Raw genomic sequence first — 21,492 nt, forward strand, 5'->3', positions numbered from 1 at the left:
CGACTGGTACTGCCACCGCCGGCTCCACGGTGAAATAGGGCACATCCCACCCGTCGAATACGAGACCAACTCCTACCTCACCAGCACGAAACCCCGGGTCACAACCACAAGCTGAAGTCTCTACCGAAACCGGAACGGTTCAGTCGGCCCGCCCACCGAAGTCACCACCTAGGTCCGCGCCGATCTCGACCAGAGCAAACGAGACGTCGTCGCCCACGCCCTGGGCACTCAGGACCTGTTGCTCGTCGAGGGACCACCTGGCACCGGCAAGACCACCGTGATCGCCGAGATCGTTGAGCAGACGCTCAGCCGGCACCCCACCGCCCGCATCCTCATTGTCAGCCAGACCCACATCGCCATCGATAACGCCCTCAAGCGCCTCGCGGACGCTGGGATCACCGAACTCGTCCGCCTCGGCCGCGTCGACGATCCACGCGTTGCCGAAAGCGCCCAGCCGCTGTTGCTCGACCGGCAAGTCAAGAAGTGGACACAGGGCGTCCGCACGCGCGCAGAACGGCATCTGGAGAACGTGGCCGCCAACAGCGGCCAGCAGCCCAGCCACCTCAAGGCGGCCCTGGTGCTGGAAGAACTGGCCGCAGTCGCCGCCAACCTGGCCCACGTGACGGCCCGCCTCGACGAGCTGGCGAAGCAGCCTGTAGCTGAGCGAACTACCTCCGCCAGGGAACTCGGCGAGGAAGTCGTCACTACCCGTGCCCGCCGAGAACAGCTCCTCGAACGGCGGGCGGAGCTGTTTGCCGACGTACAGACCGGAGTTGGCAGTAGCTGACCACTCTGGGGTACGCCTCGTCGATCGGCGCCTGGAGTGCATGGGCGTCCGGATGGCTTGCGCGGGCCACGGCGGCGGCACGGTTGTCGTCTGCGCTCTGATCCCCGCTTAGGGAGTGGGCTGAGCGTTTCAGCCGAGCGGAGAAGTCGACGCGGCCCATGATCGAAGGCGGCCCATCTGGCCGGGCGAATCGCAGAGGCGAGGCCGGGTGGCGCGGCGTCCGGTTCGCGGACGTACACGTGGGCGAGATGCAGATATGTGGTGGTCAAAGCGAGGGCGGCTGCTGCCCCTGGGGAACCCCGACCAAGATCTTCTCCCGGATTTCTCCCAAACGATCACCGGAGATGCAGGAAGGGCCTGATCCTCGATGAGGATCAGGCCCTTGACCTGGTCTTACAGCTGTCGGGGTGGCGGGATTTGAACCCACGACCTCTTCGTCCCGAACGAAGCGCGCTGCCAAGCTGCGCTACACCCCGATGTCGTTGTTGTCCTGGCGACATCGATTACTTTAGCCCACCGCTGGCCGGAGACGAAATCCGGTTTCGGCGGGCCCAGGCCGTCCCTGGGCCCGAGACGCCCCGGGCCCCGGGCGTCTCGGGCCCAGGGCGCCCGTACCCTCGTCAGGCGCGGGTGGCCGCGGCCGTCAAGGTCAGCAGGGTCGCTTCCGGGGGGCAGGCGAAGCGGAGGGGGGTGTAGCGGTTCGTGCCGCAGCCCGCTGATACGTGGAGGTACGCCGTGTGGTCCGGCGTGCGGTGGGTGGAGAGGCCCTTGACGCGGTCCGTGTCGAGGTCGCAGTTGGTGATCAGCGCGCCGTAGAAGGGGATGCAGAGCTGGCCGCCGTGCGTGTGGCCCGCGAGGATCAAGGGGTAGCCGTCGGTCGTGAAGGCGTCCAGGGAGCGCAGGTACGGGGCGTGGACCACGCCGATCGAGAGGTCCGCGTCCTGGGCGGGGCCGCCCGCGACGCGTGCGTACCTGTCCCGCTTGATGTGCGGGTCGTCGACGCCGGTGAAGGCGATCTCGTGGCCGTCGATCTTCAGCCGGCCGCGGGCGTTGTTCAGGCCCACCCAGCCCGCCTCGTCGAAGGCGTCGCGCAGGGGCTCCCACGGGTTGTGCACCGCGTGGACGGCCGGGGCGTTGCCGTTCAGGCCGTGGCGGCCCTGGGCCTTCTCGAAGAGATAGCGGGCCGGGTTGCGGAGCTTCGGGCCGTAGTAGTCGTTCGAGCCGAAGACGTAGACGCCGGGGAACTCCATCAGCGGGCCCAGCGCGTCCAGCACCTCCGGCACGCCCTCCGGGTCGGAGAGGTTGTCGCCGGTGTTGACGACGAAGTCGGGGCGCAGCCCGGCCAGCGACTGGAGCCAGCGCTGCTTCTTGCGCTGTCCGCTCACCATGTGGATGTCGGAGACCTGGAGGACCCGAAGATCGCGCATACCGGGCGGCAGCACCGGTACGGAGATCCTCCGCAGCCGGAACGAGCGGGCTTCGAATCCGGCGGCGTAGGCGAGGCCGGCGGCCCCGACTGCCGCGATACCGGCGGTGACTTTGAGGGGAACCCCGTAGCGTGCGCGCATGCGCCCATGGTCGCAGACGCGCCGGGTGCGGGAGATCCGTGGGGCGGCCGGCGGGGCATCCGCGGGACGGTTGTCCACAGGCGGGGATATCCGCAGGCGGCGACTGCGGCCCACCTGCCACACTTGGCCTCATGACCAGCCTTAAGTCCAGACTGAAGGAAGACCTCACCGAGGCCATCAGGGCGCGGGACGAGCTCCGCTCGGCCACGCTCCGGCTCACCCTCACCGCGATCACCAAGGAGGAGGTCTCGGGCACGTCGGCGCGCGAGCTGTCCGACGACGACGTGCTGAAGGTGATCGCGAAGGAGGCGAAGAAGCGCCGCGAGGCGGCCGAGGCGTTCGCCCAGGGCGGCCGTGACCAGCAGGCCGAGCGCGAGAAGGCCGAGGGCGCGCTGCTCGACACGTATCTGCCGAAGCAGCTCACCGACGAGGAGCTGGCCGGGATCGTGGCCCAGGCCGTCGCCGAGGCGAAGGCCGCCGGCGCCGAGGGGCCGCGGGCGATGGGTGCCGTCATGAAGATCGTGAACCCGAAGGTGGCCGGTCTCGCCGACGGCGGCCGGGTGGCGGCCCTGGTGAAGAGCTCTCTCGCCGGCCAGGGCTGAGCCCGGGGAGCCGTCGGGGCGGCGGTTCCGAACGCACCGAAGGGCGGCCCGCCTGTGTGCGGGCCACCCTCCGGTCGGTTACGCGGTCAGACGCGCGGGCGCGTGGTTACGGGAAGTTCCCGCCGCCACCGCCACCGCCGCCGTGCCGGCCACCGCCGTCGAACAGGTCCCCCGGGAACGAGAAGCCTGGGTTCGGCTTGTTGTCGTTCGAGCCTCCGCCGCCGGGGCGGTTGTTGCCGGAGTCGCCGCCGTCCTGGCCGCCGTTGCCTCCACCGCCGCCCGGGCTGCTGTCGCGGTCCGGGTCCTTGGTCTTCGGCCCGTCCGGAATGTCGACGGTGTTGAAGGTCGGCGCTTCCTTCCCGTCGAGCGCTCCGGTGACCGCGTCCTTCCAGATCGGCCCCGGTACCTGACCACCGAACACCTTGTCGTGGTAAGTGCCGCCGATGGTGATGTTCTCCATCTCGACCTGCTGGGAGGGGCTGCCGACCCAGACCGCGCCGGACAGGTTCGGGGTGTAGCCGACGAACCAGGCGTTCTTCCTGAGGTCCGTCGTACCCGTCTTGCCCGCGTTGTCGCGGCTGGTCAGACCGGCCGACTCACCGGTACCGGAGTCCACCACGCCCTTGAGCAGGGTGTTGATCGTGTCGGCCGTCTTCTCGGTCATCGCCCGCGAGCAGTTCGACTTCGGCACCTTGAGGCTTCCGCCCGCGACCGTCTTGATGGAGGAGATGGCGATCGGCGTGCAGTACGTGCCGCGGTTCGCGAAGCCCGCGTACGCGCTGGCCATCCGCAGCGGCGAGATGCCCTGGGAGCCCAGGGTCAGGGCGGACGGCGACTCGGGGAGCTTCTTGCCGTCACCCTGGACGACGCCCAGCTTGGAGATCGTCTCCGTCACCGGGCAGAGCCCGATTTGCCCTATCATCTGCACGAAGTAGGTGTTGACCGACTTGGCCATCGCCTCCTTCAGCGCGTACGGACCGACCTCGGACTCGTTCTCGTTCTCGGCCGTGTCGCCGCCGGTGTTGACCCACGGCTTGCCGCTGCACGTCTGGATCGACGCCGGGTACGGCATGTCGTACGGCGACGGGTACGACTGCGTCGGCGGTACGCCGCGCTCGATCGCCGCTGTCGCGAGGAACGGCTTGAACGTCGAACCGGTCGGGAAGCCGTAGTTCGAGCCGCCCATCCCGTGGTCGACCGAGAGGTTGATCTGGGTCTCGTTCTTCCCGAAGCCGTACGGCTTGGACTGGCCCATACCCAGGATCTTGCCGGTGCCGGGCTCGACCAGCGTCACGGCCGTGGCGACCTTGTCGCTCTGGTTGACGTGGTCCTTGATCGATGTCTGCACCGAGGACTGGGCCTGCGGGTCCAGCGTCGTACGGATCGTCAGGCCGCCCTGACTCCAGACCTTGGCGCGCTCCTCGCGGCTCTTGCCGAAGACCGGGTCGGTCAGGAAGACCTCGCGCACGTAGTCGCAGAAGAAGCCCGACCCGCTGACCGCGGTGATGCAGCCGTTCTTCGGGCGGCTCACCTTCAGCTCGATCGGTGTGGCCTTGGCGCGGTCGGCCTCCGTCTGCGAGATGTCGCCGATGGTGGCCATCCGCTGGAGCACGGTGTTGCGCCGCTTGGTCGCCTCTTCCTCGTCGTTGACGGGGTCGTAGCGGGTCGGCGACTGGACGATGCCCGCGAGCATCGCCGCCTCCTCCAGCTTCAGGTCCTTGGCCGGCTTCGAGAAGTAGCGCTGCGACGCCGCCTCGATCCCGTACGCCTGCTGCCCGAAGAACGTGATGTTGAGATAGTTCTCCAGGATCTTCTTCTTGCCCAGTTCCTCCTCGACCTGGATCGCGAACTTCAGCTCCTGGATCTTGCGGCCCAGGGTCTGCTGGGTGGCCTGGGCGACCTTGTCCGGGTCGTCACCGGCCTCCTCGACGAACACGTTCTTCACGTACTGCTGTGTCAAGGTCGAGGCGCCCTGCGCGACGCCGCCCGACTGCGCGTTGCGGTTGACCGCGCGCAGCACACCCTTGAGGTCGATGGCCCCGTGCTCGTAGAAGCGCGAGTCCTCGATCGCGACGATCGCCTTCTGCATGTACGGGGAGATCTTGTTGAGCGGGACGACCGTACGGTCGCGGAAATAGACGGTGGCGATACGGCCGCCCTGGGAGTCCAGGATCGTGGTGCGCTGACTCAGCGGCGGCGTCTTGAGGTTGGCGGGGATCTCGTCGAACCCCTCGACCGTCCCCTTCGCGGCGAGCCCGAGCGCGCCGAAGGCCGGCAGTGCGATTCCGGCGAGCACCGCTCCCGCGAGCACACTGACACCGAGGAACTTGGCGGCCTGCTGGGTCCCGGTCAGACCCCCGCCCGAGCGCTTCTTTGGCATGAGGGCAGCCTACGTTCTCAATCGCCGGACACGCGTCAAGGCTCTGGCCTAAGCTGTCCCCAACTGTCACAGCAGTGCGGTCATGCATCAAGACCTCCCGATGAACTTCCCGCGAACCCGAAACGCGAGAAGTGATGTCTGAATCACCCTGATCCACGGCCATTTGCCCGTTGTGGCTCGACTGAAATAACCCGACTCTTTTGGATTGTTCCTTTATGCCCCGGGGTCACTCCCCTGGGTGATCTGCCGCGTACGCATAGTCCGTTCGGGCCATTCAAGATTGGGCCCGAAGGGGGTGTTGCGCTGTGTCCGCCTTCCGTAACGTCCTCAACTGGCAACGGTGAATATGCCGCTGCCGCCGTGGGGGAGCCTCGATTCGGGAGAGGACGGCGCCGGCATGGGCTGGGTAACCGACTGGAGTGCGCAGGCAGCTTGCCGCACTACCGATCCAGATGAACTGTTCGTACAGGGCGCGGCGCAGAACCGGGCCAAGGCGGTGTGCACCGGATGCCCGGTGCGGACCGAGTGCCTGGCCGACGCGCTGGACAACCGCGTGGAATTCGGCGTGTGGGGCGGGATGACGGAGCGGGAGCGCCGCGCGTTGCTGCGCAGGCGTCCGACCGTCACTTCGTGGCGCAGGCTGCTGGAGACGGCGCGTACGGAGTACGAGCGCAGCGCGGGCCTGCTGCCTGTGGGCTTGGAGGATGACGAGACGTACGAGACCTACGCGGCGGTCGGGTAGATCCCGGGCCGTCCCGGTGCTGGGGCGGATGCGTTTCGGTCCCACCGATACCGAAACGGTCTCCGCCCTGGCCGGGAGCCTGCCGGAAGCGCGCTGGGTGTGACGTGGACGAGCGGCTGCGAGGCGAGACTGATCCTCGTGTCGCGCATTGTGGGGGCCATACATCCCCGTGGCCTCGCAATGTCGTCCGCGTACCCCCAGTTCCAGCTCTCCGGCGCACCTCTGTGCTCCCAGGTCCGCGTCTCATCCCCACAGGCCTCTGTTGTACGGGCGTACGTCTGCGCAGACGTACCTATGTACAGAGACCTATGCGCAGAGCTATGTCATCTGTCTACATCTGAGTTCCCGAGGCGAGACGCTCACCGATCGTCCTGAGTCCGGCCAGGTCGTGCACGTCACCTGGCAGGGCGCCCACCTCTACCACCGCCACCTCGGGGTGGAGCGCGGTGAAGCGGTCGCGCGTGCGCCGCTCACGCGCGAGGACCTGCATGCGTTCGGCGTGGAGGTACAGCAGACCGGCCGTGAGCTGTTCCACAGTTGTGACGGAAGCGGCCGCGTCTCCGGTGTCGGAAACGGACACATCCGTCGCAATGTCCTCCGGAGCCTCTGAGCCCGGGGTCGCTGAGATGGGCTCGTCGGAGGGGTCCGGGGGGTCCGAGCGTTCTGGACCCGGCGGGGACTCCCGGCTGTCTGATGTATCGCGTGTATCGGGGGTATCGGGGGTCTTCTCGGTCTGGTCCACGTCGGAGGCCGGCTCGGCGGCTACAGGGGGCTCGACGGCTTCATGAAGTCCGTGCGGCTCGGACGCTTCGGGAGAGGAGCTGTCCGGGGCGGTAGCGCCACTGCCAGCATTCCCCCGTATCCGATCCGCCATGCGCCCCTCCTCAAGATTTTCCGCCGCGGCCCGCGCCCGCTCCGCCGACAGCCGGGCCGCCCCGCTCCCGTGGACCCGGTTGAGGACCAGCCCCGCCAGCGGCATCTCCTCGGCCGCCAGTCGCTGCACGAAGTACGCGGCCTCCCGCAGCGCGTCCCGCTCCGGCGCCGCCACCACCAGGAAGGCCGTGCCCGGCGCCTGGAGCAGCCGGTACGTCGCGTCCGCCCGGGTGCGGAAGCCGCCGAACATCGTGTCCATCGCCGTCACGAACGTCTGTACATCACGCAGGAACTGACCGCCGAGCAGCTTTCCCAGCGTCCCGGTCATCATCGACATACCGACATTCAGGAACTTCATCCCGGCCCGGCCGCCCATCTTCGCCGGGGCCATCAGCAGCCGGATGAACTTCCCGTCGAGGAAGGACCCCAGCCGCTTCGGCGCGTCCAGGAAATCCAGCGCCGAGCGGGAGGGCGGGGTGTCGACGATGATCAGGTCCCAGGCGTCGCGGGCCCGTAGCTGCCCCAGCTTCTCCATCGCCATGTACTCCTGCGTGCCCGCGAAACCGGCCGACAGGGACTGGTAGAACGGGTTCTCCAGAATGGCGCGGGCCCGGTCCGCGTCCGCGTGCGCCTCGACGATCTCGTCGAAGGTCCGCTTCATGTCGAGCATCATCGCGTGCAGTTCGCCGGGCCCCTCGACGCCCTTGACCTGCCGCGGCGTGTTGTCCAGCGAGTCGATCCCCATGGACTGGGCCAGCCGGCGCGCCGGGTCGATGGTCAGGACGACGACCTTGCGGCCGCGCTCCGCGGCCCGTACACCGAGCGCCGCCGCGGTCGTCGTCTTGCCGACCCCGCCGGAGCCGCAGCACACGATGATGCGTGTGTCCCTGTCGTCGAGCAGCGGATCGATGTCGAGCGGGGCGGCAGCGGAGTCCAGGGTCATGCGAAGACCTCACCAAGTTCCCGTAGCTCTCCCGCCAGCCGGTAGAGACCGGCGAGGTCCATCCCCTCCCCGACGAGGGGAAGCTCGTACGCGGGCAGCCCCAGCCTCGCGAGCACGGCCCGCTGTTCGCGCTCCAGCTCCACCCGCTGGGCGTGCTCGGCGGCCTGGTCGAGCAGCGGCCCGACCAGCGTCGCCGGCGCGGCCACCCCGGCCGAGGCGAGCGCCTCGGCCACCTCCTGGCGGCGGTCGCCCGCCGCGGCCCGTACGGCGGCCTCGTCCAGCAGGTGCGGACGCACCATGTTCACGATCACCTTGCCGACCCGTAGCTCGGCGCCCCTCAGCTCGGCGATGCCGTCCGCGGTCTCCTGGACGGGCATCTCCTCCAGCAGCGTCACGAGATGCACTGCCGTCTCCGGCGACTTCAGGACCCGCATCACCGCCTGCGCCTGGTTGTGTATGGGGCCGATCTTGGCCAGCCCCGCCACCTCGTCGTTCACATTGAGGAAGCGGGTGATGCGGCCGGTGGGCGGCGCGTCCATCACGACGTAGTCGTAAGTGAAACGTCCCTGCTTGTCCCGTCGGCGTACGGCCTCGCACGCTTTGCCGGTCAGCAGCACGTCCCGTACACCCGGCGCGATCGTCGTGGCGAAGTCGATCGCGCCGATCTTCTTGAGCGCCCGGCCCGCGCTGCCGAGCTTGTAGAACATCTGGAGGTAGTCGAGGAGGGCGCGCTCGGCGTCGATGGCCAGCGCGTACACCTCACCGCCGCCCGAGGCGACGGCGATCTTCCGCTCTTCGTAAGGAAGGGCTTCCGTCTCGAAGAGCTGCGCGATTCCTTGCCTGCCCTCGACCTCGACGAGAAGGGTGCGTTTGCCCTCCGTCGCGAGGGCGAGCGCGAGGGCGGCGGCCACCGTCGTCTTACCGGTACCGCCCTTGCCGCTGACGACCTGGAGCCTGCTCACGTATTCGAGCCTAACCAGTAAGGCCACGGGCTACGCACGAGGCTGCCACCCGGTACGACTACAGTCGCCCCATGACCAAGTGGGAATACGCGACTGTGCCCCTTCTCGTGCACGCGACCAAGCAGATTCTGGACACCTGGGGCGAGGACGGCTGGGAGCTCGTCCAGGTCGTTCCCGGACCGAACAACCCGGAGCAGTTGGTGGCCTATCTGAAGCGGGAGAAGGCCGCATGAGCGGGACCGTCGACGCCACCCTCGCCGAACTGGGGCTGACGCTGCCCGAGGTCGTACCGCCGCTGGCCGCCTACCAGCCGGCCGTACGGTCCGGCGCGTACGTCTACACCTCGGGCCAGCTCCCGATGGTGGACGGCAAGCTTCCGGTCACCGGCAAGGTGGGCGCGGAGGTCACCGCGGACGAGGCGAAGGAACTGGCCCGCACCTGCGCGCTGAACGCCCTCGCCGCCGTCAAGTCGGTCGTCGGTGACCTGGACCGGATCGCCCGCGTGGTGAAGGTCACCGGCTTCGTCGCCTCGGCCGCGGACTTCACCGGCCAGCCGGGCGTCGTCAACGGCGCGAGCGAGCTGCTGGGACAGGTTCTCGGCGACAAGGGCGTGCACGCGCGCAGCGCCGTCGGCGTGGCCGTGCTGCCGCTCGACGCGCCGGTCGAGGTCGAGATCCAGGTGGAGCTGACCCAGGATTGAGCCGCCGGATCCCGGAACCCCGGGATCCCCGCCCGGGAGAGGTCCCGTCCGGTACGTGGGTACGTCACGTACGAGGCGGGACCTCTCCGCGGACGGGAAGCCGCCGGACACCGCGCGACACCGACCCGGGTCGGCGCGCGGCCGGACGCTCTCGAACATCCTGGCGCCAGCGCATAGCATCCGGCCATGTCCAATGGTCAGTGGTACCCGCCCGAATGGCCCGAGCGGATCCGTGGCCTCGCCGCCGGCGAGATCACCGCGGTGACCCCCCGGCGGGCCGCGACCGTGATGCTCCTGCGCGACGAGCCCGGCGGCCCCGCCGTCCACATGCTGCGTCGCCGCACCTCCATGGCCTTCGCCGCGGGCGCGTACGCCTACCCGGGCGGAGGAGTCGACCCCAGGGACGACGACCGCCTCGTCGGCTGGGCGGGTCCTGGCCGCGACGTATGGGCGCGGCGGCTCGGCGTCGACCCGGCCGCCGCGCAGGCCATCGTCTGCGCGGCGGTGAGGGAGACGTACGAGGAGGCGGGCGTCCTGCTCGCGGGGAGGACCCCGGACACCGTCGTGGGGGACATCGGCGGATACGGGCGGACAGGAGACGGCGCCCACGGTGCCGGTGACGTCGTCGATGGCACCTCTGGTGTCTCTGACGCCTCTGACGACGACCGGGACGGCTGGGAGGCGGATCGCGCGGCCCTCGTCGCCCGCGAGCTGTCCTTCGCGGACTTCCTGCACCGGCGCGGGTTGATCCTGCGCAGCGATCTCCTCGGCGCGTGGGCCCGCTGGATCACCCCGGAGTTCGAGCCGCGCCGCTACGACACCTGGTTCTTCGTGGCCGCCCTGCCGCCCGGCCAGCGCACCAGGAACGCCTCGACCGAGGCCGACCGTACGGTGTGGATCAGGCCCTCCGAGGCGACGGAGGCGTACGACAGGGGCGAGCTGCTGATGATGCCGCCGACCGTCGCGACGCTCCGTCAGCTCAAGTCGTACGGTACGGCCACGGACGCGCTCGCCGGGGCCGAGGGGCGGGACCTGACGCCGGTACTGGCCACGGCCCGGCTGGAGGGCGGGGAACTGGTCCTGAGCTGGCCGGGGCACGACGAGTTCACCAAGCGCGTCGGCCCGGCATCCCCGCCCGGCCCGCTCGACCTGAGCGATCCCAGCAGCCCCAGTGGGCAGAGCCCGACCGGAGGCCCCGATGAGTGACGCCGCAGTCCTCCCCGGCCAGCCGCGCGGCGGGGTGCTCTCCGGCCCCGCAACCGCCCGCGCCGTGAACGTCCTCGCCCCGAACCCCTCCCCGATGACGCTCGACGGCACCAACACGTGGATCGTCTCGGAGCCAGGTTCCGACCTCGCGGTCGTGATCGACCCCGGGCCGCTGGACGACGTCCACCTCAAGGGGGTCATCAGCGCCGCTGAGAAGGCCGGGAAGAGGATCGCGCTGACGTTGCTCACCCATGGCCATCCGGACCACGCGGAGGGCGCGGCGCGCTTCGCCGCCCTGACCCGTACCGGTGTCCGCGCCCTGGACCCGGCTCTGCGGCTCGGGGGCGAGGGCCTGGCGGCCGGCGACGTCATCACCACCGGAGGTCTGGAACTGCGGGTCGTGCCGACCCCGGGCCACACCTCCGACTCGCTCTGCTTCCACCTGCCGGCCGACCGCGCGGTGTTGACGGGAGACACCGTCCTGGGGCGCGGTACAACGCTCGTGGCGCACCCGGACGGCAGGCTGGGCGACTACCTCGACTCGCTGCGCAGGCTGCGCTCGCTCACCGTCGACGACGGGGTCGACACGGTTCTGCCGGGCCATGGGCCGGTCCTGGACGACGCGCAGGGCGCCGTCGAGTTCTATCTCGCGCACCGCGCGAACCGGCTCGCCCAGATCGAGACGGCGGTCGAGAACGGCCACCGCACGCCCGCGGAGGTCGTGGCGCACGTGTACGCGGGGGTGGACCGCTCGCTGTGGCCCGCCGCCGAGCTGTCCGTACGCGCACAGCTCGACTATCTGCGCGAGCACGGCCTCATCCCGGAGTAGCCGGGCCGCGGGCGTGCCCCGCACACGCCGATGGGCCCCGCCGTCGCCCGGCCGGGCCCATCAGGGGTAAGAAGCCCGTGTTCTGCGCGTCCCGCCCTCAGCGCGAGCGCTTGGCGAGGCGCTCCACGTCCAGCAGGATCACCGCGCGCGCCTCCAGTCGCAGCCAGCCGCGCTGGGCGAAGTCGGCGAGCGCCTTGTTGACCGTCTCGCGGGACGCGCCGACGAGCTGGGCCAACTCCTCCTGGGTCAGGTCGTGGACGACGTGGATGCCCTCCTCGGACTGCACACCGAAGCGGCGCGACAGGTCCAGGAGCGCCCGCGCCACACGGCCGGGAACGTCGGAGAAGACCAGGTCGGACATCTGGTCGTTGGTCTTGCGCAGCCGTCGCGCGACGGCGCGCAGCAGCGCCGTGGCCACCTCGGGGCGGGCGTTCAGCCAGGGCTGGAGGTCACCGTGGCCCAGGCCGAGGAGTTTGACCTCGGTGAGCGCGGTCGCGGTGGCGGTACGCGGGCCCGGGTCGAACAGGGACAGCTCGCCGATCAGCTCGCCGGGGCCGAGCACGGCCAGCATGTTCTCCCGGCCGTCGGGCGAGGTGCGGTGAAGCTTGACCTTGCCGTCGGTGACCACATAGAGGCGGTCGCCGGGGTCGCCCTCGTGGAACAGCGCGTCACCGCGCGCCAGCGTCGCTTCACTCATCGAGGCGCGGAGCTCCGCCGCCTGCTCGTCATCGAGCGCCGCGAAGAGCGGGGCACGCCGCAGAACGTCGTCCACGTGTTCTCTCCTTGTCGACCTGCTCAGGGAACCGTGGTCCCCACCTGCTCAGAGGACCGTGGTCCCCATGATGCCGTACGTGCTGCTTCTTCTCGGGTGGCTCGGCATCCCGGGCTTCTCCGCCCTTCTCCGAGTCCCGACTGTTCGAACGACGTGTTCGAAACCGTGCGATCAGTCACAAGTTTGACGTACGTACGTGCCCCACCGTGCCCGGAGGGCCGATTCGAGTGGTGATCCGCCATGGTCGGGGCGGATGTCGGTGGCGGGCTTTACGCTGGCCGGGTGTCCAACTCGCCGGTGACAGCGCAGGCCAAGGGGGCTGGAAGAGTGTCCGCGGAGCGTAATTCCGCTGTGGGCGAACAGCCTTCGGCGAAACCGAAAAAAGCCACAAAAGGGTCAAAAGCAAAGGTGGCGGTTCCGGCTGCCGGGGCCAAGGCCAGACCGGAGTCGAAACTGGCGATGGTCCGCCGGGCCCGCCGGATAAACCGTGAGCTGGCCGAGATCTATCCGTACGCCCATCCCGAGCTGGATTTCCGGAACCCGTTCGAGCTGCTGGTGGCGACGGTCCTGTCCGCCCAGACGACCGACCTCCGCGTCAACCAGACGACGCCCGCCCTCTTCGCCAGATACCCGACGCCCGAGGACATGGCGGCGGCCGTGCAGGAGGAGTTGGAGGAGGTCATCAGACCGACGGGCTTCTTCCGCGCCAAGGCCAGGTCGCTCATCGGGCTCTCCACCGCGCTCCGTGACCGGTTCGACGGCGAGGTGCCGGGCCGGCTGGCCGATCTGGTGACACTGCCGGGCGTCGGCCGCAAGACGGCCAACGTGGTGCTCGGCAACGCTTTCGGAGTCCCCGGCTTGACCGTGGACACGCACTTCGGCCGGCTGGTCCGCCGCTGGAAGTGGACGGAGCAGGAGGACCCGGAGAAGGTCGAGGCGGAGATCGCCGCGATCTTCCCCAAGAGCGAGTGGACGATGCTCTCGCACCGGGTGATCTTCCACGGCCGCCGGGTCTGCCACTCCCGCAAGCCCGCCTGCGGCGCCTGCCCGATCGCGCCGCTCTGCCCCTCGTACGGAGAAGGCGAGACGGACCCGGAGAAGGCCCGCAAGCTGCTCAAGTACGAGCTGGGCGGCTACCCGGGCCAGCGCCTGAGCCCGCCCGCCGACTACCCGGGCAAGCCGGCCCCGCCCGCGGGCACGGCGCGGGACTGAGCGGCGGACGCGGGCGATTGAGCGGCGGAATTGAGCAGGCGGAGGAGGTGCGCCGTATGAAGCGCCGTATGACATCACGGGGCGCGGCGGGCGATGACGGCCGCGCGAGCCGCAGAAGCCGCGCGGGCGATGACGGCCGAGCGAGCAGTGGAGGCCGCGCGGCCGGTGGCGTCCGCGTCGGCCGCACGATCGGGTGGAGCCGGACGGGCGCGGAACGATCCCGCCGACGGCAGGCGTTGTACGACGGGGGTGCCTATGACGCGCGCTAGAGAGACCTACGATCCATCGGCCGACGGCATCGCCGTCACCAGCGAAGGCCTGCCCGACTGGCTGGCGCCCGTCGTCGGCGCCGTCAGGACCGTCCAGGGCGAGCCGCCCAGCCGCTTCCTGCCGCCGGAGAGCGAAGGCGGCCGTCAGTCCGCCGTGCTGATCCTCTTCGGTGAGGGCGACCGCGGGCCCGAACTGCTGCTCATGGAGCGCGCCAGCAGCCTCCGCTCACATCCGGGACAGCCCGCGTTCCCCGGCGGCGCTCTCGACCCCGAGGACGGCGACCCGGCGACCACCGGCCCGCTGCGCGCCGCCCTGCGGGAGGCCCAGGAGGAGACCGGCCTCGACCCGGCGGGCGTCCAGCTCTTCGGCGTGCTGCCCCGGCTCTACATTCCGGTGAGCGGCTTCGTGGTGACGCCCGTCCTCGGCTGGTGGCGGACCCCGACCCCGGTCGGTGTCGTCGACCCCGCGGAGACGGCCAGGGTCTTCACGGTCCCGGTGGCCGAGCTGACGGACCCGGCCAACCGCGCGACCACCCGCCATCCCCGAGGCCACCAGGGCCCGTGCTTCCTGGTCGAGTCCGCCCTGGTCTGGGGGTTCACCGCCGGAGTGATCGACGGGATCCTGCACCACGCGGGATGGGAGCGGCCGTGGGACCGCTCCCGGCACGTCCCGCTGGACTGGCGTGCATGAAAGGCTGACCCGGTGCCCTGGTCGGGGCCACCGGTGACATTTCCGCGAGGCAAGCGAGGCTACTGACGGTGAACGTGCTGGACATCCTGCTGCTGCTCGCCGCCGTCTGGTTCGCCGTCGTGGGCTACCGCCAGGGGTTCGTCGTCGGCATCCTGTCGGTGGTCGGCTTTCTCGGTGGCGGCCTCGTCGCGGTCTACCTCCTCCCCGTGGTCTGGGCCAAGCTCACGCAGGACTCCGAGGTCTCCACGACCGCCGCCGTCGTCGCGGTCGTCATAGTGATCGTCTGCGCCTCCGTGGGGCAGGCGTTCACCACTCACCTCGGCAACAAACTCCGCCGCTACATCACCTGGTCCCCGGCCCGGGCCCTGGACGCCACCGGCGGCGCGCTGGTCAACGTCGTGGCGATGCTGCTGGTCGCCTGGCTGATCGGCTCCGCCCTCGCCGGTACGTCGCTGCCGACGCTCGGCAAGGAGGTCCGCAGCTCCAAGGTGCTCACCGGCGTCTCCCAGGTGATGCCCTCGGAGGCGTCGACCTGGTTCACGGACTTCTCGTCCGTCCTCGCGCAGAACGGCTTCCCGCAGGTCTTCAGTCCGTTCGCCAGCGAGCCCATCACCGAGGTCAAGCCCCCGGACCCGGCGCTCGCCGGCAGCCCGGTCGCCGCTCGCGCGCAGAGGTCCATCGTCAAGGTCGTCGGCACCGCCCCGAGCTGCGGCAAGGTCCTCGAAGGCTCCGGCTTCGTCTTCGCCGACCGCAGGGTCATGACCAACGCGCACGTGGTCGGCGGCGTGAGCGAGCCGACGGTCCAGATCGGCGGCGAGGGCAAGCTGTACGACGCCAAGGTCGTCCTCTACGACTGGGGGCGCGACATCGCCGTACTGGACGTGCCCGATCTCCCCGCGACGCCGCTCCAGTTCACGGACGCGGGCGCGTCCAGCGGGGACGACGCGATCGTCGCCGGCTTCCCGGAGAACGGCGCGTACGACGTCCGCTCCGCGCGCGTCCGTGGCCGTATCGACGCCAACGGCCCCGACATCTACCGCCGCGGTGAGGTCCAGCGCCGCGTCTACTCGCTCTTCGCGACCGTGCGCCAGGGCAACTCCGGCGGCCCGCTCCTCACCCCCGAGGGCAAGGTGTACGGGGTGATCTTCGCCAGGTCGCTCGACGACCTCGACACCGGCTACGCCCTGACGGTCGACGAGATCCGCGACGACATCACCCTCGGCCGGACCGCGAACCAGCAGGTCGACACCCAGGGATGCGCGCTCTAGACGCGTTGATGGCGCAGCCGGGCCGAGACCCAGCGCGCCCGGCGGCGGAGGATCAGCGAAATGCCGAGCCGGGCGTCATGGCGCTGATCATCGGGTCCGCCCCTTCTGTGGGTGATCGGCCCCGAGGCCGAGCGGCGGTTGCGTGCTGCGTCACCGTAGTCGTGCGTCCAGCCCATACCCCGACGTCTGCCCGTGCCCCATGGTCGGTAACCGCGCCGGAGGGGGCCAATCGGCCTATGCGTCCGGCATTTGGCTGCTCGTAGGACAAGCGTTCGTGGCGTTCGCCCGTTGGTGTGAATGACCGTCACTTCCGGGCCTCCCCGGCTCTTCAACGGTCCGGTTCGGGGTCCTTGAGCCAGTTGATGAGCTCCGACGAGAACGCCGCCGGATCCTCCTCGTGCGGGAAGTGTCCCAGGCCGTCGAAGAGCCGCCACCGGTACGGAGCCTCCACGTACGCGGCCGACCCGGCCGTACTGCGCGTACGCATCGCCGGATCGAGTGACCCGTGGAGCTGGAGCGTCGGCACCCGCACGGGCCGTTTCATCCGCCGGTTGAACTGGATGCCGTCCGGGCGCGCCATCGACCGGACCATCCAGCGGTACGGCTCGATCGAGCAGTGCGCCGTGGACGGAATGGCCATCGCGCGCCGGTAGACCCCGATCGCCTCGTCGTCCGGCAGCCGGGGCCCCGACCACTCCTGGATCAGCCGCCCCACCAGCGCCGCGTCGTCGGCGACGAGTTGACGCTCCGGCAGCCACGGTCGCTGGAAGCCCCAGATGTACGAGCCCGCGCGGCTCTGCGAGAAGTCGGAGAGCATCGCCGAGCGCCAGCGGCGCGGGTGCGGCATCGACGAGACCGCCAGCCGGCGCACCAGCTTGGGGCGCATCACGGCCGCCGTCCAGGCGAGATAGCCGCCCAGGTCGTGGCCGACGAGTGCGGCGTCGGGCTCGCCGAGCGAGCGCACCACCCCGGTGATGTCGAGCGCCAGGTTCGCCGGGTCGTACCCCCGTGGCGTACGGTCGCTGCCGCCCACCCCCCGCAGATCCATCGCGACCGCCCGGTACCCGGCGTCCGCGAGGGCAGGAAGCTGATGCCGCCACGCCCACCAGAACTGCGGGAAGCCGTGCAGCAGCAGCACCAGCGGCCCGTCGCCCATCTCGGCGATGTGGAAGCGCGCGCCGTTGGCCGCCACGTCACGATGCGTCCAGGGCCCGTCGAGGCGTACGGCGGAGCCCGGCGCCGGCGTGGCCCGGTGCGCCGGACCCGACGAACTCACCGGGGTCGTACCGGGGGTGGCACCAGGCTCGGAATCAGGGGCGGTCATACGGTCGAGCGTGCCACAGGCTTGGAGCCTTCCCCCACCTCGCGCGGGTGCGGCTTCACGTTCTGGAGTACGGCGGCGGTCTGCTTGGCCGAGGCGATGGACTTCTCCGGCGGCTTGACCTTCTTGAACTTCATGAGCGCGAGGCCGGCCAGCAGCCCGGCGATCAACAGGAACGCAACGCCCACGATCAGGAACGACCAGGCCAGGCCCAGCCCCAGATTGTGGATCCCGTACGCGGCGGCGAAGCTCAGCACCGGCAGCGCGAACAGCGCGAACACCGCCGCGATGGCGCCGGCGGCGCCCCCGGTGACGCCGCGCTTGACGTCCTGCCGTACCTCAGCCTTCGCCAGGGCGATCTCGTCGTGCACCAGCGCGGACATCTCGGCGGTCGCCAAGGCGACAAGCTGACCGATACTGCGGTCCGCACTGCCGGCCTCGACAACGGTGCCGGTCGTGACAGCGTCGGCGACGTGCATGCCGGGGTCGCTCATCGGTGACTCCCTACCTTCTCGCTCTTCTCGTCTGCGGATCGCAGGTCGGTCCGTCCGCGCGATCGCAGGTCCGTCGGATGTCCGATCATGCCGGACCGGAGCCGTCATCGCGCGCCGCCCCCGCGTGTTCCGCCAGCCGGCGGTGCTCCGCCGCCTTCGCCTCGTACAGCGCGGCCATGCGCAAGTGGTACCCCGGATCATCCTGCTCATAGATGTCGGGGATGCCGTCCAGGTCCTCGTCGCGCTCCTCGGCCTCGTACAGCGCACGGTACGTACGGACCCGCATCTTCAGCAGGGCGCCCGCCAGCACGGCGGCGATCAGGGAGCCCACCAGCACCGCGGCCTTCACCTCGTCGGTGAGCCCGGGATCGCCTGCGAAGGCCAGCTCCCCGATGAGCAGCGAGACCGTGAAGCCGATCCCGGCGAGCGTCGCGAGGGTGAAGACATCGGGCCAGGCCAGGTCCTCGTTCAGCTCGGCGCGGGTGAACCGTACGGCCAGCCACGTACCGCCGAAGATGCCGAAGGCCTTGCCGACCACCAGGCCCAGGACCACCCCGAGGGTCTCCGGCTGGGTGAAGACCCGGCCGAGCGCGTCGCCGGAGACCGAGACGCCCGCCGAGAAGAGGGCGAACAGCGGTACGGCCAGGCCCGCCGACAGCGGGCGCACCAGATGTTCGATGTGCTCGCCTGGGGAGTGCTCCTCGCCCTCGCGCCGGCTGCAGCGCAGCATCAGGCCCATCGCGACCCCGGCGATGGTGGCGTGGACGCCGCTGTTGTACATCAGGCCCCAGATGACCAGGGCCAGCGGGACGTACACGTACCAGCCGCGCACCCCTTTCCGCATCAGCAGCCAGAAGACGACGAGGCCCGCGAACGCGCCGCCGAGCGCCAGGAAGTTCAGTTCGCCCGTGAAGAAGACCGCGATGATCAGGATGGCGAAGAGGTCGTCGACGACCGCGAGGGTGAGGAGGAAGGCGCGGAGCGCGGACGGCAGGGACGTGCCGAGGACTGCGAGAACGGCGAGGGCGAAGGCGATATCGGTGGCGACGGGCACCGCCCAGCCGCCGAGCGAGCCGCCGCCCACCGTGTTGACCAGCACGTACACCAGCGCAGGCGCCACCATCCCGGAGAGCGCGGCGATGACGGGGAGCGCCGCGGCCTTCGGCTCGCGCAGCTCCCCGGCCACCAGCTCACGCTTGAGTTCGATGCCGGCGACGAAGAAGAAGACGGCGAGCAGACCGTCGGCAGCCCAGTGCTGCACGGAGAGGTCGAGGCCGAGCGCGCCAGGCCCGAAATGGAAGTTGCGTACGGCGTCGTACGCCCCGCTGAGCGGGGAGTTGGCCCAGACGAGGGCGGCGACGGCGGCGACGAGCAGCAGCACACCGCCGACGGTCTCGGTGCGCAGCGCCTCCGCGACGTAGTTCCGCTCGGGAAGCGGGAGCCGTCCGAGGAACGTGCGTACGGGGCTGGGGGCAGGCGCGGGCATCCGGCGTCCTCCGGTTGGGTCGGCGGGCATGACGTATCACATGCCGACCAGACTTCCCGGCGCCCCTGTGGACTTCTTGTTCATTTGTTAACGCGTTTCCTACCCTACCCGGATGCGCGGAACGGGGCGCCGGCGTGTGGTTCTCCGCCGGGCGCCCCGTCCACCGGACACGTGCGCCGGTGCTCAGTCCTCGCTGCTCGCGCCGGGGAGCTGGGTCTGGATGAGCTCCATGACGGAGGAGTCGGTGAGGGTGGTGACATCACCGAGCTGGCGGTTCTCCGCGACATCCCGCAGCAGACGCCGCATGATCTTGCCGGAGCGGGTCTTCGGCAGTTCGGCGACCGGAAGGATCCGCTGGGGCTTGGCGATCGGGCCGAGCACCCCGCTGACATGGCCGCGCAGCTCGGCCACCAGACCGTCGTCCACGGAGGCGGAGCCGCGCAGGATCACGAAGGCGACGATGGCCTGGCCGGTGGTCGGGTCGGCGGCGCCGACGACCGCGGCCTCGGCGACCTTCGGGTGGGAGACGAGGGCGGACTCGACCTCGGTCGTCGAGATGTTGTGGCCGGAGACGAGCATGACGTCGTCGACCCGGCCCAGCAGCCAGATGTCGCCGTCGTCGTCCTTCTTGGCGCCGTCCCCGGCGAAGTACCTGCCCTCGAAGCGCGACCAGTACGTGTCGATGAACCGCTGGTCGTCACCCCAGATAGTGCGCAGCATCGACGGCCACGGCTCGGTGAGGACGAGATAGCCGCCGCCCCCGGCGGGCACCTCGCGCCCTTCGTCGTCCACGACCGTGGCGGAGATGCCGGGCAGGGCGCGCTGCGCGGAGCCCGGTTTGGTCGCGGTCACCCCGGGGAGCGGCGAGATCATCATCGCGCCGGTCTCGGTCTGCCACCACGTGTCCACGACCGGGGTCTTGCCCGCGCCGATGTGCTCGCGGTACCAGATCCACGCCTCGGGGTTGATCGGTTCGCCGACCGAGCCCAGCACGCGCAGGGACGACAGGTCGAACTTGGCGGGGATGTCGTCGCCCCACTTCATGAACGTACGGATCGCGGTCGGCGCGGTGTAGAGGATCGTCACCCCGTACTTCTGGACGATCTCCCAGAACCGCCCCTGGTGCGGGGTGTCGGGGGTGCCCTCGTACATCACCTGCGTGGCGCCGTTGGCGAGTGGCCCGTACACGATGTACGAGTGGCCCGTCACCCAGCCGATGTCGGCGGTGCACCAGTACACGTCCGTCTCGGGCTTGAGGTCGAAGACGGCGTGGTGGGTGTAGGACGTCTGGGTGAGATAGCCGCCCGAGGTGTGCAGGATGCCCTTCGGCTTTCCCGTCGTACCGGACGTGTAAAGGATGAAGAGCGGGTGCTCGGCGCCGAACGCCTCGGGGGTGTGCTCCGTGGACTGGCGGCCCACGATCTCGTGCCACCACACGTCCCGGGAGGCGTCGAACGCGGTGTCCTGTCCGGTACGGCGCACCACGAGGACGTGCTCGACCTGCGGGCACTTGGCGACGGCCTCGTCGATGGCCGGCTTGAGCGCGGACGGCTTGCCGCGGCGGTAACCGCCGTCGGAGGTGATGACCAGCTTGGCGTCGGCGTCCTGAATACGGGAGGCGACGGCGTCGGCGGAGAAGCCGCCGAAGACCACGGAGTGCGCGGCCCCGATCCGGGCGCAGGCCAGCATGGCGATCGCGGCCTCGGGGATCATCGGCAGATAGACGGCGACGCGGTCCCCCGTGCGGACGCCCAGCTCGATGAGGGCGTTCGCGGCGCGCGACACCTCGTCCTTGAGCTCCGCGTAGGTGAGGGTCCGGCTGTCGCCGGGCTCGCCCTCGAAGTGGATCGCCACGCGGTCGCCGTGACCGGCCTCGACATGGCGGTCGACACAGTTGTAGGCGACATTCAGCTCGCCGTCCGCGAACCACTTCGCGAACGGCGGGTTCGACCAGTCGAGTGTCTCGGTCGGCTCGGTGACCCAGGTGAGCCGCCTCGCCTGCTCGGCCCAGAAGCCAAGCCTGTCCGCCTCGGCCCGCTCGTACGCCTCCGCCGTCACATTGGCGTGCGCGGCCAGCTCGGCCGGCGGAGTGAACCGCCGCTCCTCTTTGAGCAAGTTGGAGAGGGAAGAAGGCTCGTTCATACTCCCGTCTCCTCCTTGAGAAGATTGGCCAGGCTTTCGTTGCTCACGACATCTCCCTTTCCCAGGGCGTCCTAGCGTTCTATGTGTCCCGGCCCTAGCTCATCAGGCCGATGCCCTGGTGACAAGGGGCTTCCCCTCCGGCACCGGGGCTCCCCGCCCGGCCTCCCGCCCGGTGCCCTGCCGGGCGGGAGCGGCCCGCTTCCCCCGGACGGGTGGGTGGGAAGAGGAGGGAAGGGGCCACACAC

Annotated in this window: 19 protein-coding genes, 1 tRNA gene and 1 pseudogene; 10 read left to right on the plus strand and 11 right to left on the minus strand. The window is 70.0% G+C overall.

The features are described 5' to 3' along the window. Positions 1 to 196: 196 nt before the first annotated feature. Positions 197 to 787 (plus strand): annotated as a pseudogene (locus tag ACIQ7D_RS23855) (AAA domain-containing protein); the annotation flags it as partial. Positions 788 to 1,189: 402 nt separating this feature from the next. On the opposite strand, the gene ACIQ7D_RS23860 reads toward ACIQ7D_RS23855, so the two are convergent. Both ACIQ7D_RS23860 and ACIQ7D_RS23865 read right to left on the minus strand, forming a co-directional pair. Further along, a tRNA-Pro gene (locus ACIQ7D_RS23860) sits at positions 1,190 to 1,263 on the minus strand. A gap of 144 nt (positions 1,264 to 1,407) precedes the next feature. After that, complete coding sequence (locus ACIQ7D_RS23865) at positions 1,408 to 2,355, minus strand: metallophosphoesterase (protein WP_403940644.1); 948 nt, start codon at positions 2,353 to 2,355, stop codon at positions 1,408 to 1,410. 131 nt (positions 2,356 to 2,486) lie between these two features. Here ACIQ7D_RS23865 and ACIQ7D_RS23870 point away from each other — a divergent pair, with 131 nt between their 5' ends. After that, positions 2,487 to 2,957 carry a GatB/YqeY domain-containing protein gene (locus ACIQ7D_RS23870; protein ID WP_403940645.1) on the plus strand — a complete coding sequence of 157 codons (471 nt, stop codon included), beginning with the start codon at positions 2,487 to 2,489 and terminating at the stop codon, positions 2,955 to 2,957. Positions 2,958 to 3,063: 106 nt separating this feature from the next. Here the strand turns inward: ACIQ7D_RS23870 and ACIQ7D_RS23875 are convergent, their stop codons facing one another. Next, entirely contained in the window at positions 3,064 to 5,337 is a 2,274-nt protein-coding gene (locus ACIQ7D_RS23875; RefSeq protein ID WP_403940647.1) for a transglycosylase domain-containing protein, read from the minus strand. Between the two features lie 397 nt (positions 5,338 to 5,734). On the opposite strand from ACIQ7D_RS23875, the gene ACIQ7D_RS23880 reads away from it, so the two are divergent. Then, positions 5,735 to 6,079 carry a WhiB family transcriptional regulator gene (locus tag ACIQ7D_RS23880; RefSeq protein ID WP_030353248.1) on the plus strand — a complete coding sequence of 115 codons (345 nt, stop codon included), beginning with the start codon at positions 5,735 to 5,737 and terminating at the stop codon, positions 6,077 to 6,079. A gap of 331 nt (positions 6,080 to 6,410) precedes the next feature. On the opposite strand, the gene ACIQ7D_RS23885 is transcribed toward ACIQ7D_RS23880, so the two are convergent. Beyond that, on the minus strand, positions 6,411 to 7,895 hold the full coding sequence (locus ACIQ7D_RS23885) for an ArsA-related P-loop ATPase (RefSeq protein WP_403940649.1): 1,485 nt from the start codon (positions 7,893 to 7,895) through the stop codon (positions 6,411 to 6,413). Then, positions 7,892 to 8,857 carry an ArsA family ATPase gene (locus ACIQ7D_RS23890; RefSeq protein WP_403940651.1) on the minus strand — a complete coding sequence of 322 codons (966 nt, stop codon included), beginning with the start codon at positions 8,855 to 8,857 and terminating at the stop codon, positions 7,892 to 7,894. The genes ACIQ7D_RS23885 and ACIQ7D_RS23890 overlap by 4 nt, the downstream gene beginning before the upstream one ends. 71 nt (positions 8,858 to 8,928) lie before the next feature. Here ACIQ7D_RS23890 and ACIQ7D_RS23895 point away from each other — a divergent pair, with 71 nt between their 5' ends. From ACIQ7D_RS23895 to ACIQ7D_RS23910, 4 genes are all read left to right on the plus strand, one after another. Beyond that, on the plus strand, positions 8,929 to 9,090 hold the full coding sequence (locus ACIQ7D_RS23895) for a DUF4177 domain-containing protein (RefSeq protein WP_014178397.1): 162 nt from the start codon (positions 8,929 to 8,931) through the stop codon (positions 9,088 to 9,090). Then, complete coding sequence (locus ACIQ7D_RS23900; RefSeq protein ID WP_403940653.1) at positions 9,087 to 9,557, plus strand: RidA family protein; 471 nt, start codon at positions 9,087 to 9,089, stop codon at positions 9,555 to 9,557. The genes ACIQ7D_RS23895 and ACIQ7D_RS23900 overlap by 4 nt, the downstream gene beginning before the upstream one ends. 186 nt (positions 9,558 to 9,743) lie before the next feature. Beyond that, positions 9,744 to 10,763 (plus strand): NUDIX hydrolase, encoded by a 1,020-nt coding sequence (locus tag ACIQ7D_RS23905; RefSeq protein ID WP_403940655.1) that lies wholly within the window; start codon positions 9,744 to 9,746, stop codon positions 10,761 to 10,763. Beyond that, positions 10,756 to 11,592 (plus strand): MBL fold metallo-hydrolase, encoded by an 837-nt coding sequence (locus ACIQ7D_RS23910; RefSeq protein WP_403940656.1) that lies wholly within the window; start codon positions 10,756 to 10,758, stop codon positions 11,590 to 11,592. The genes ACIQ7D_RS23905 and ACIQ7D_RS23910 overlap by 8 nt, the downstream gene beginning before the upstream one ends. A 97-nt stretch (positions 11,593 to 11,689) precedes the next feature. Here ACIQ7D_RS23910 and ACIQ7D_RS23915 read toward each other — a convergent pair whose 3' ends face one another. Next, entirely contained in the window at positions 11,690 to 12,364 is a 675-nt protein-coding gene (locus ACIQ7D_RS23915) for a cyclic nucleotide-binding domain-containing protein (protein WP_391140222.1), read from the minus strand. Positions 12,365 to 12,715: 351 nt separating this feature from the next. On the opposite strand from ACIQ7D_RS23915, the gene nth reads away from it, so the two are divergent. From nth to ACIQ7D_RS23930, 3 genes are all read left to right on the plus strand, one after another. Further along, a complete protein-coding gene (gene nth / locus ACIQ7D_RS23920) occupies positions 12,716 to 13,576 on the plus strand; it encodes an endonuclease III (RefSeq protein ID WP_403940658.1) in 861 nt (286 codons plus the stop codon). A 255-nt stretch (positions 13,577 to 13,831) separates the two neighbouring features. Continuing rightward, positions 13,832 to 14,536: an NUDIX hydrolase gene (locus tag ACIQ7D_RS23925; protein WP_403940660.1), complete on the plus strand. Its 705-nt coding sequence runs from the start codon at positions 13,832 to 13,834 to the stop codon at positions 14,534 to 14,536. Between the two features lie 68 nt (positions 14,537 to 14,604). After that, on the plus strand, positions 14,605 to 15,804 hold the full coding sequence (locus tag ACIQ7D_RS23930) for a MarP family serine protease (protein ID WP_403940662.1): 1,200 nt from the start codon (positions 14,605 to 14,607) through the stop codon (positions 15,802 to 15,804). Here the strand turns inward: ACIQ7D_RS23930 and ACIQ7D_RS23935 are convergent. From ACIQ7D_RS23935 to acs, 5 genes are all read right to left on the minus strand, one after another. Then, positions 15,801 to 15,980 (minus strand): hypothetical protein, encoded by a 180-nt coding sequence (locus ACIQ7D_RS23935; RefSeq protein WP_403940664.1) that lies wholly within the window; start codon positions 15,978 to 15,980, stop codon positions 15,801 to 15,803. The two genes, ACIQ7D_RS23930 and ACIQ7D_RS23935, sit on opposite strands and share 4 nt — an antisense overlap. 152 nt (positions 15,981 to 16,132) lie before the next feature. After that, a complete protein-coding gene (locus ACIQ7D_RS23940; RefSeq protein ID WP_403940666.1) occupies positions 16,133 to 17,128 on the minus strand; it encodes an alpha/beta fold hydrolase in 996 nt (331 codons plus the stop codon). After that, positions 17,125 to 17,619: a phage holin family protein gene (locus ACIQ7D_RS23945; RefSeq protein WP_403940668.1), complete on the minus strand. Its 495-nt coding sequence runs from the start codon at positions 17,617 to 17,619 to the stop codon at positions 17,125 to 17,127. The genes ACIQ7D_RS23940 and ACIQ7D_RS23945 overlap by 4 nt, the downstream gene beginning before the upstream one ends. Positions 17,620 to 17,704: 85 nt before the next feature. Then, positions 17,705 to 19,105 (minus strand): Na+/H+ antiporter NhaA, encoded by a 1,401-nt coding sequence (gene nhaA / locus ACIQ7D_RS23950; protein ID WP_403940670.1) that lies wholly within the window; start codon positions 19,103 to 19,105, stop codon positions 17,705 to 17,707. A gap of 183 nt (positions 19,106 to 19,288) precedes the next feature. Beyond that, positions 19,289 to 21,247 carry an acetate--CoA ligase gene (gene acs, locus ACIQ7D_RS23955; RefSeq protein WP_403940672.1) on the minus strand — a complete coding sequence of 653 codons (1,959 nt, stop codon included), beginning with the start codon at positions 21,245 to 21,247 and terminating at the stop codon, positions 19,289 to 19,291. Between the last annotated feature and the right edge of the window lie 245 nt (positions 21,248 to 21,492).

The sequence above is a fragment of the Streptomyces sp. NPDC096310 genome (assembly GCF_044763125.1).
Taxonomy (GTDB): Bacteria; Actinomycetota; Actinomycetes; order Streptomycetales; family Streptomycetaceae; genus Streptomyces.

Bases quoted from the DNA above. Each gene is read 5' to 3' on its own strand.
- ACIQ7D_RS23940 (WP_403940666.1), bottom strand. From the start codon at position 17,128: ATGACCGCCCCTGATTCCGAGCCTGGTGCCACCCCCGGTACGACCCCG.
- ACIQ7D_RS23865 (WP_403940644.1), bottom strand. From the start codon at position 2,355: ATGCGCGCACGCTACGGGGTTCCCCTCAAAGTCACCGCCGGTATCGCG.
- ACIQ7D_RS23900 (WP_403940653.1), top strand. From the start codon at position 9,087: ATGAGCGGGACCGTCGACGCCACCCTCGCCGAACTGGGGCTGACGCTG.
- ACIQ7D_RS23905 (WP_403940655.1), top strand. From the start codon at position 9,744: ATGTCCAATGGTCAGTGGTACCCGCCCGAATGGCCCGAGCGGATCCGT.
- nhaA (WP_403940670.1), bottom strand. From the start codon at position 19,105: ATGCCCGCGCCTGCCCCCAGCCCCGTACGCACGTTCCTCGGACGGCTC.
- ACIQ7D_RS23870 (WP_403940645.1), top strand. From the start codon at position 2,487: ATGACCAGCCTTAAGTCCAGACTGAAGGAAGACCTCACCGAGGCCATC.
- ACIQ7D_RS23895 (WP_014178397.1), top strand. From the start codon at position 8,929: ATGACCAAGTGGGAATACGCGACTGTGCCCCTTCTCGTGCACGCGACC.
- ACIQ7D_RS23945 (WP_403940668.1), bottom strand. From the start codon at position 17,619: ATGAGCGACCCCGGCATGCACGTCGCCGACGCTGTCACGACCGGCACC.
- ACIQ7D_RS23880 (WP_030353248.1), top strand. From the start codon at position 5,735: ATGGGCTGGGTAACCGACTGGAGTGCGCAGGCAGCTTGCCGCACTACC.
- ACIQ7D_RS23885 (WP_403940649.1), bottom strand. From the start codon at position 7,895: ATGACCCTGGACTCCGCTGCCGCCCCGCTCGACATCGATCCGCTGCTC.
- ACIQ7D_RS23875 (WP_403940647.1), bottom strand. From the start codon at position 5,337: ATGCCAAAGAAGCGCTCGGGCGGGGGTCTGACCGGGACCCAGCAGGCC.
- ACIQ7D_RS23925 (WP_403940660.1), top strand. From the start codon at position 13,832: ATGACGCGCGCTAGAGAGACCTACGATCCATCGGCCGACGGCATCGCC.
- ACIQ7D_RS23910 (WP_403940656.1), top strand. From the start codon at position 10,756: ATGAGTGACGCCGCAGTCCTCCCCGGCCAGCCGCGCGGCGGGGTGCTC.
- ACIQ7D_RS23935 (WP_403940664.1), bottom strand. From the start codon at position 15,980: ATGGGCTGGACGCACGACTACGGTGACGCAGCACGCAACCGCCGCTCG.
- acs (WP_403940672.1), bottom strand. From the start codon at position 21,247: ATGAACGAGCCTTCTTCCCTCTCCAACTTGCTCAAAGAGGAGCGGCGG.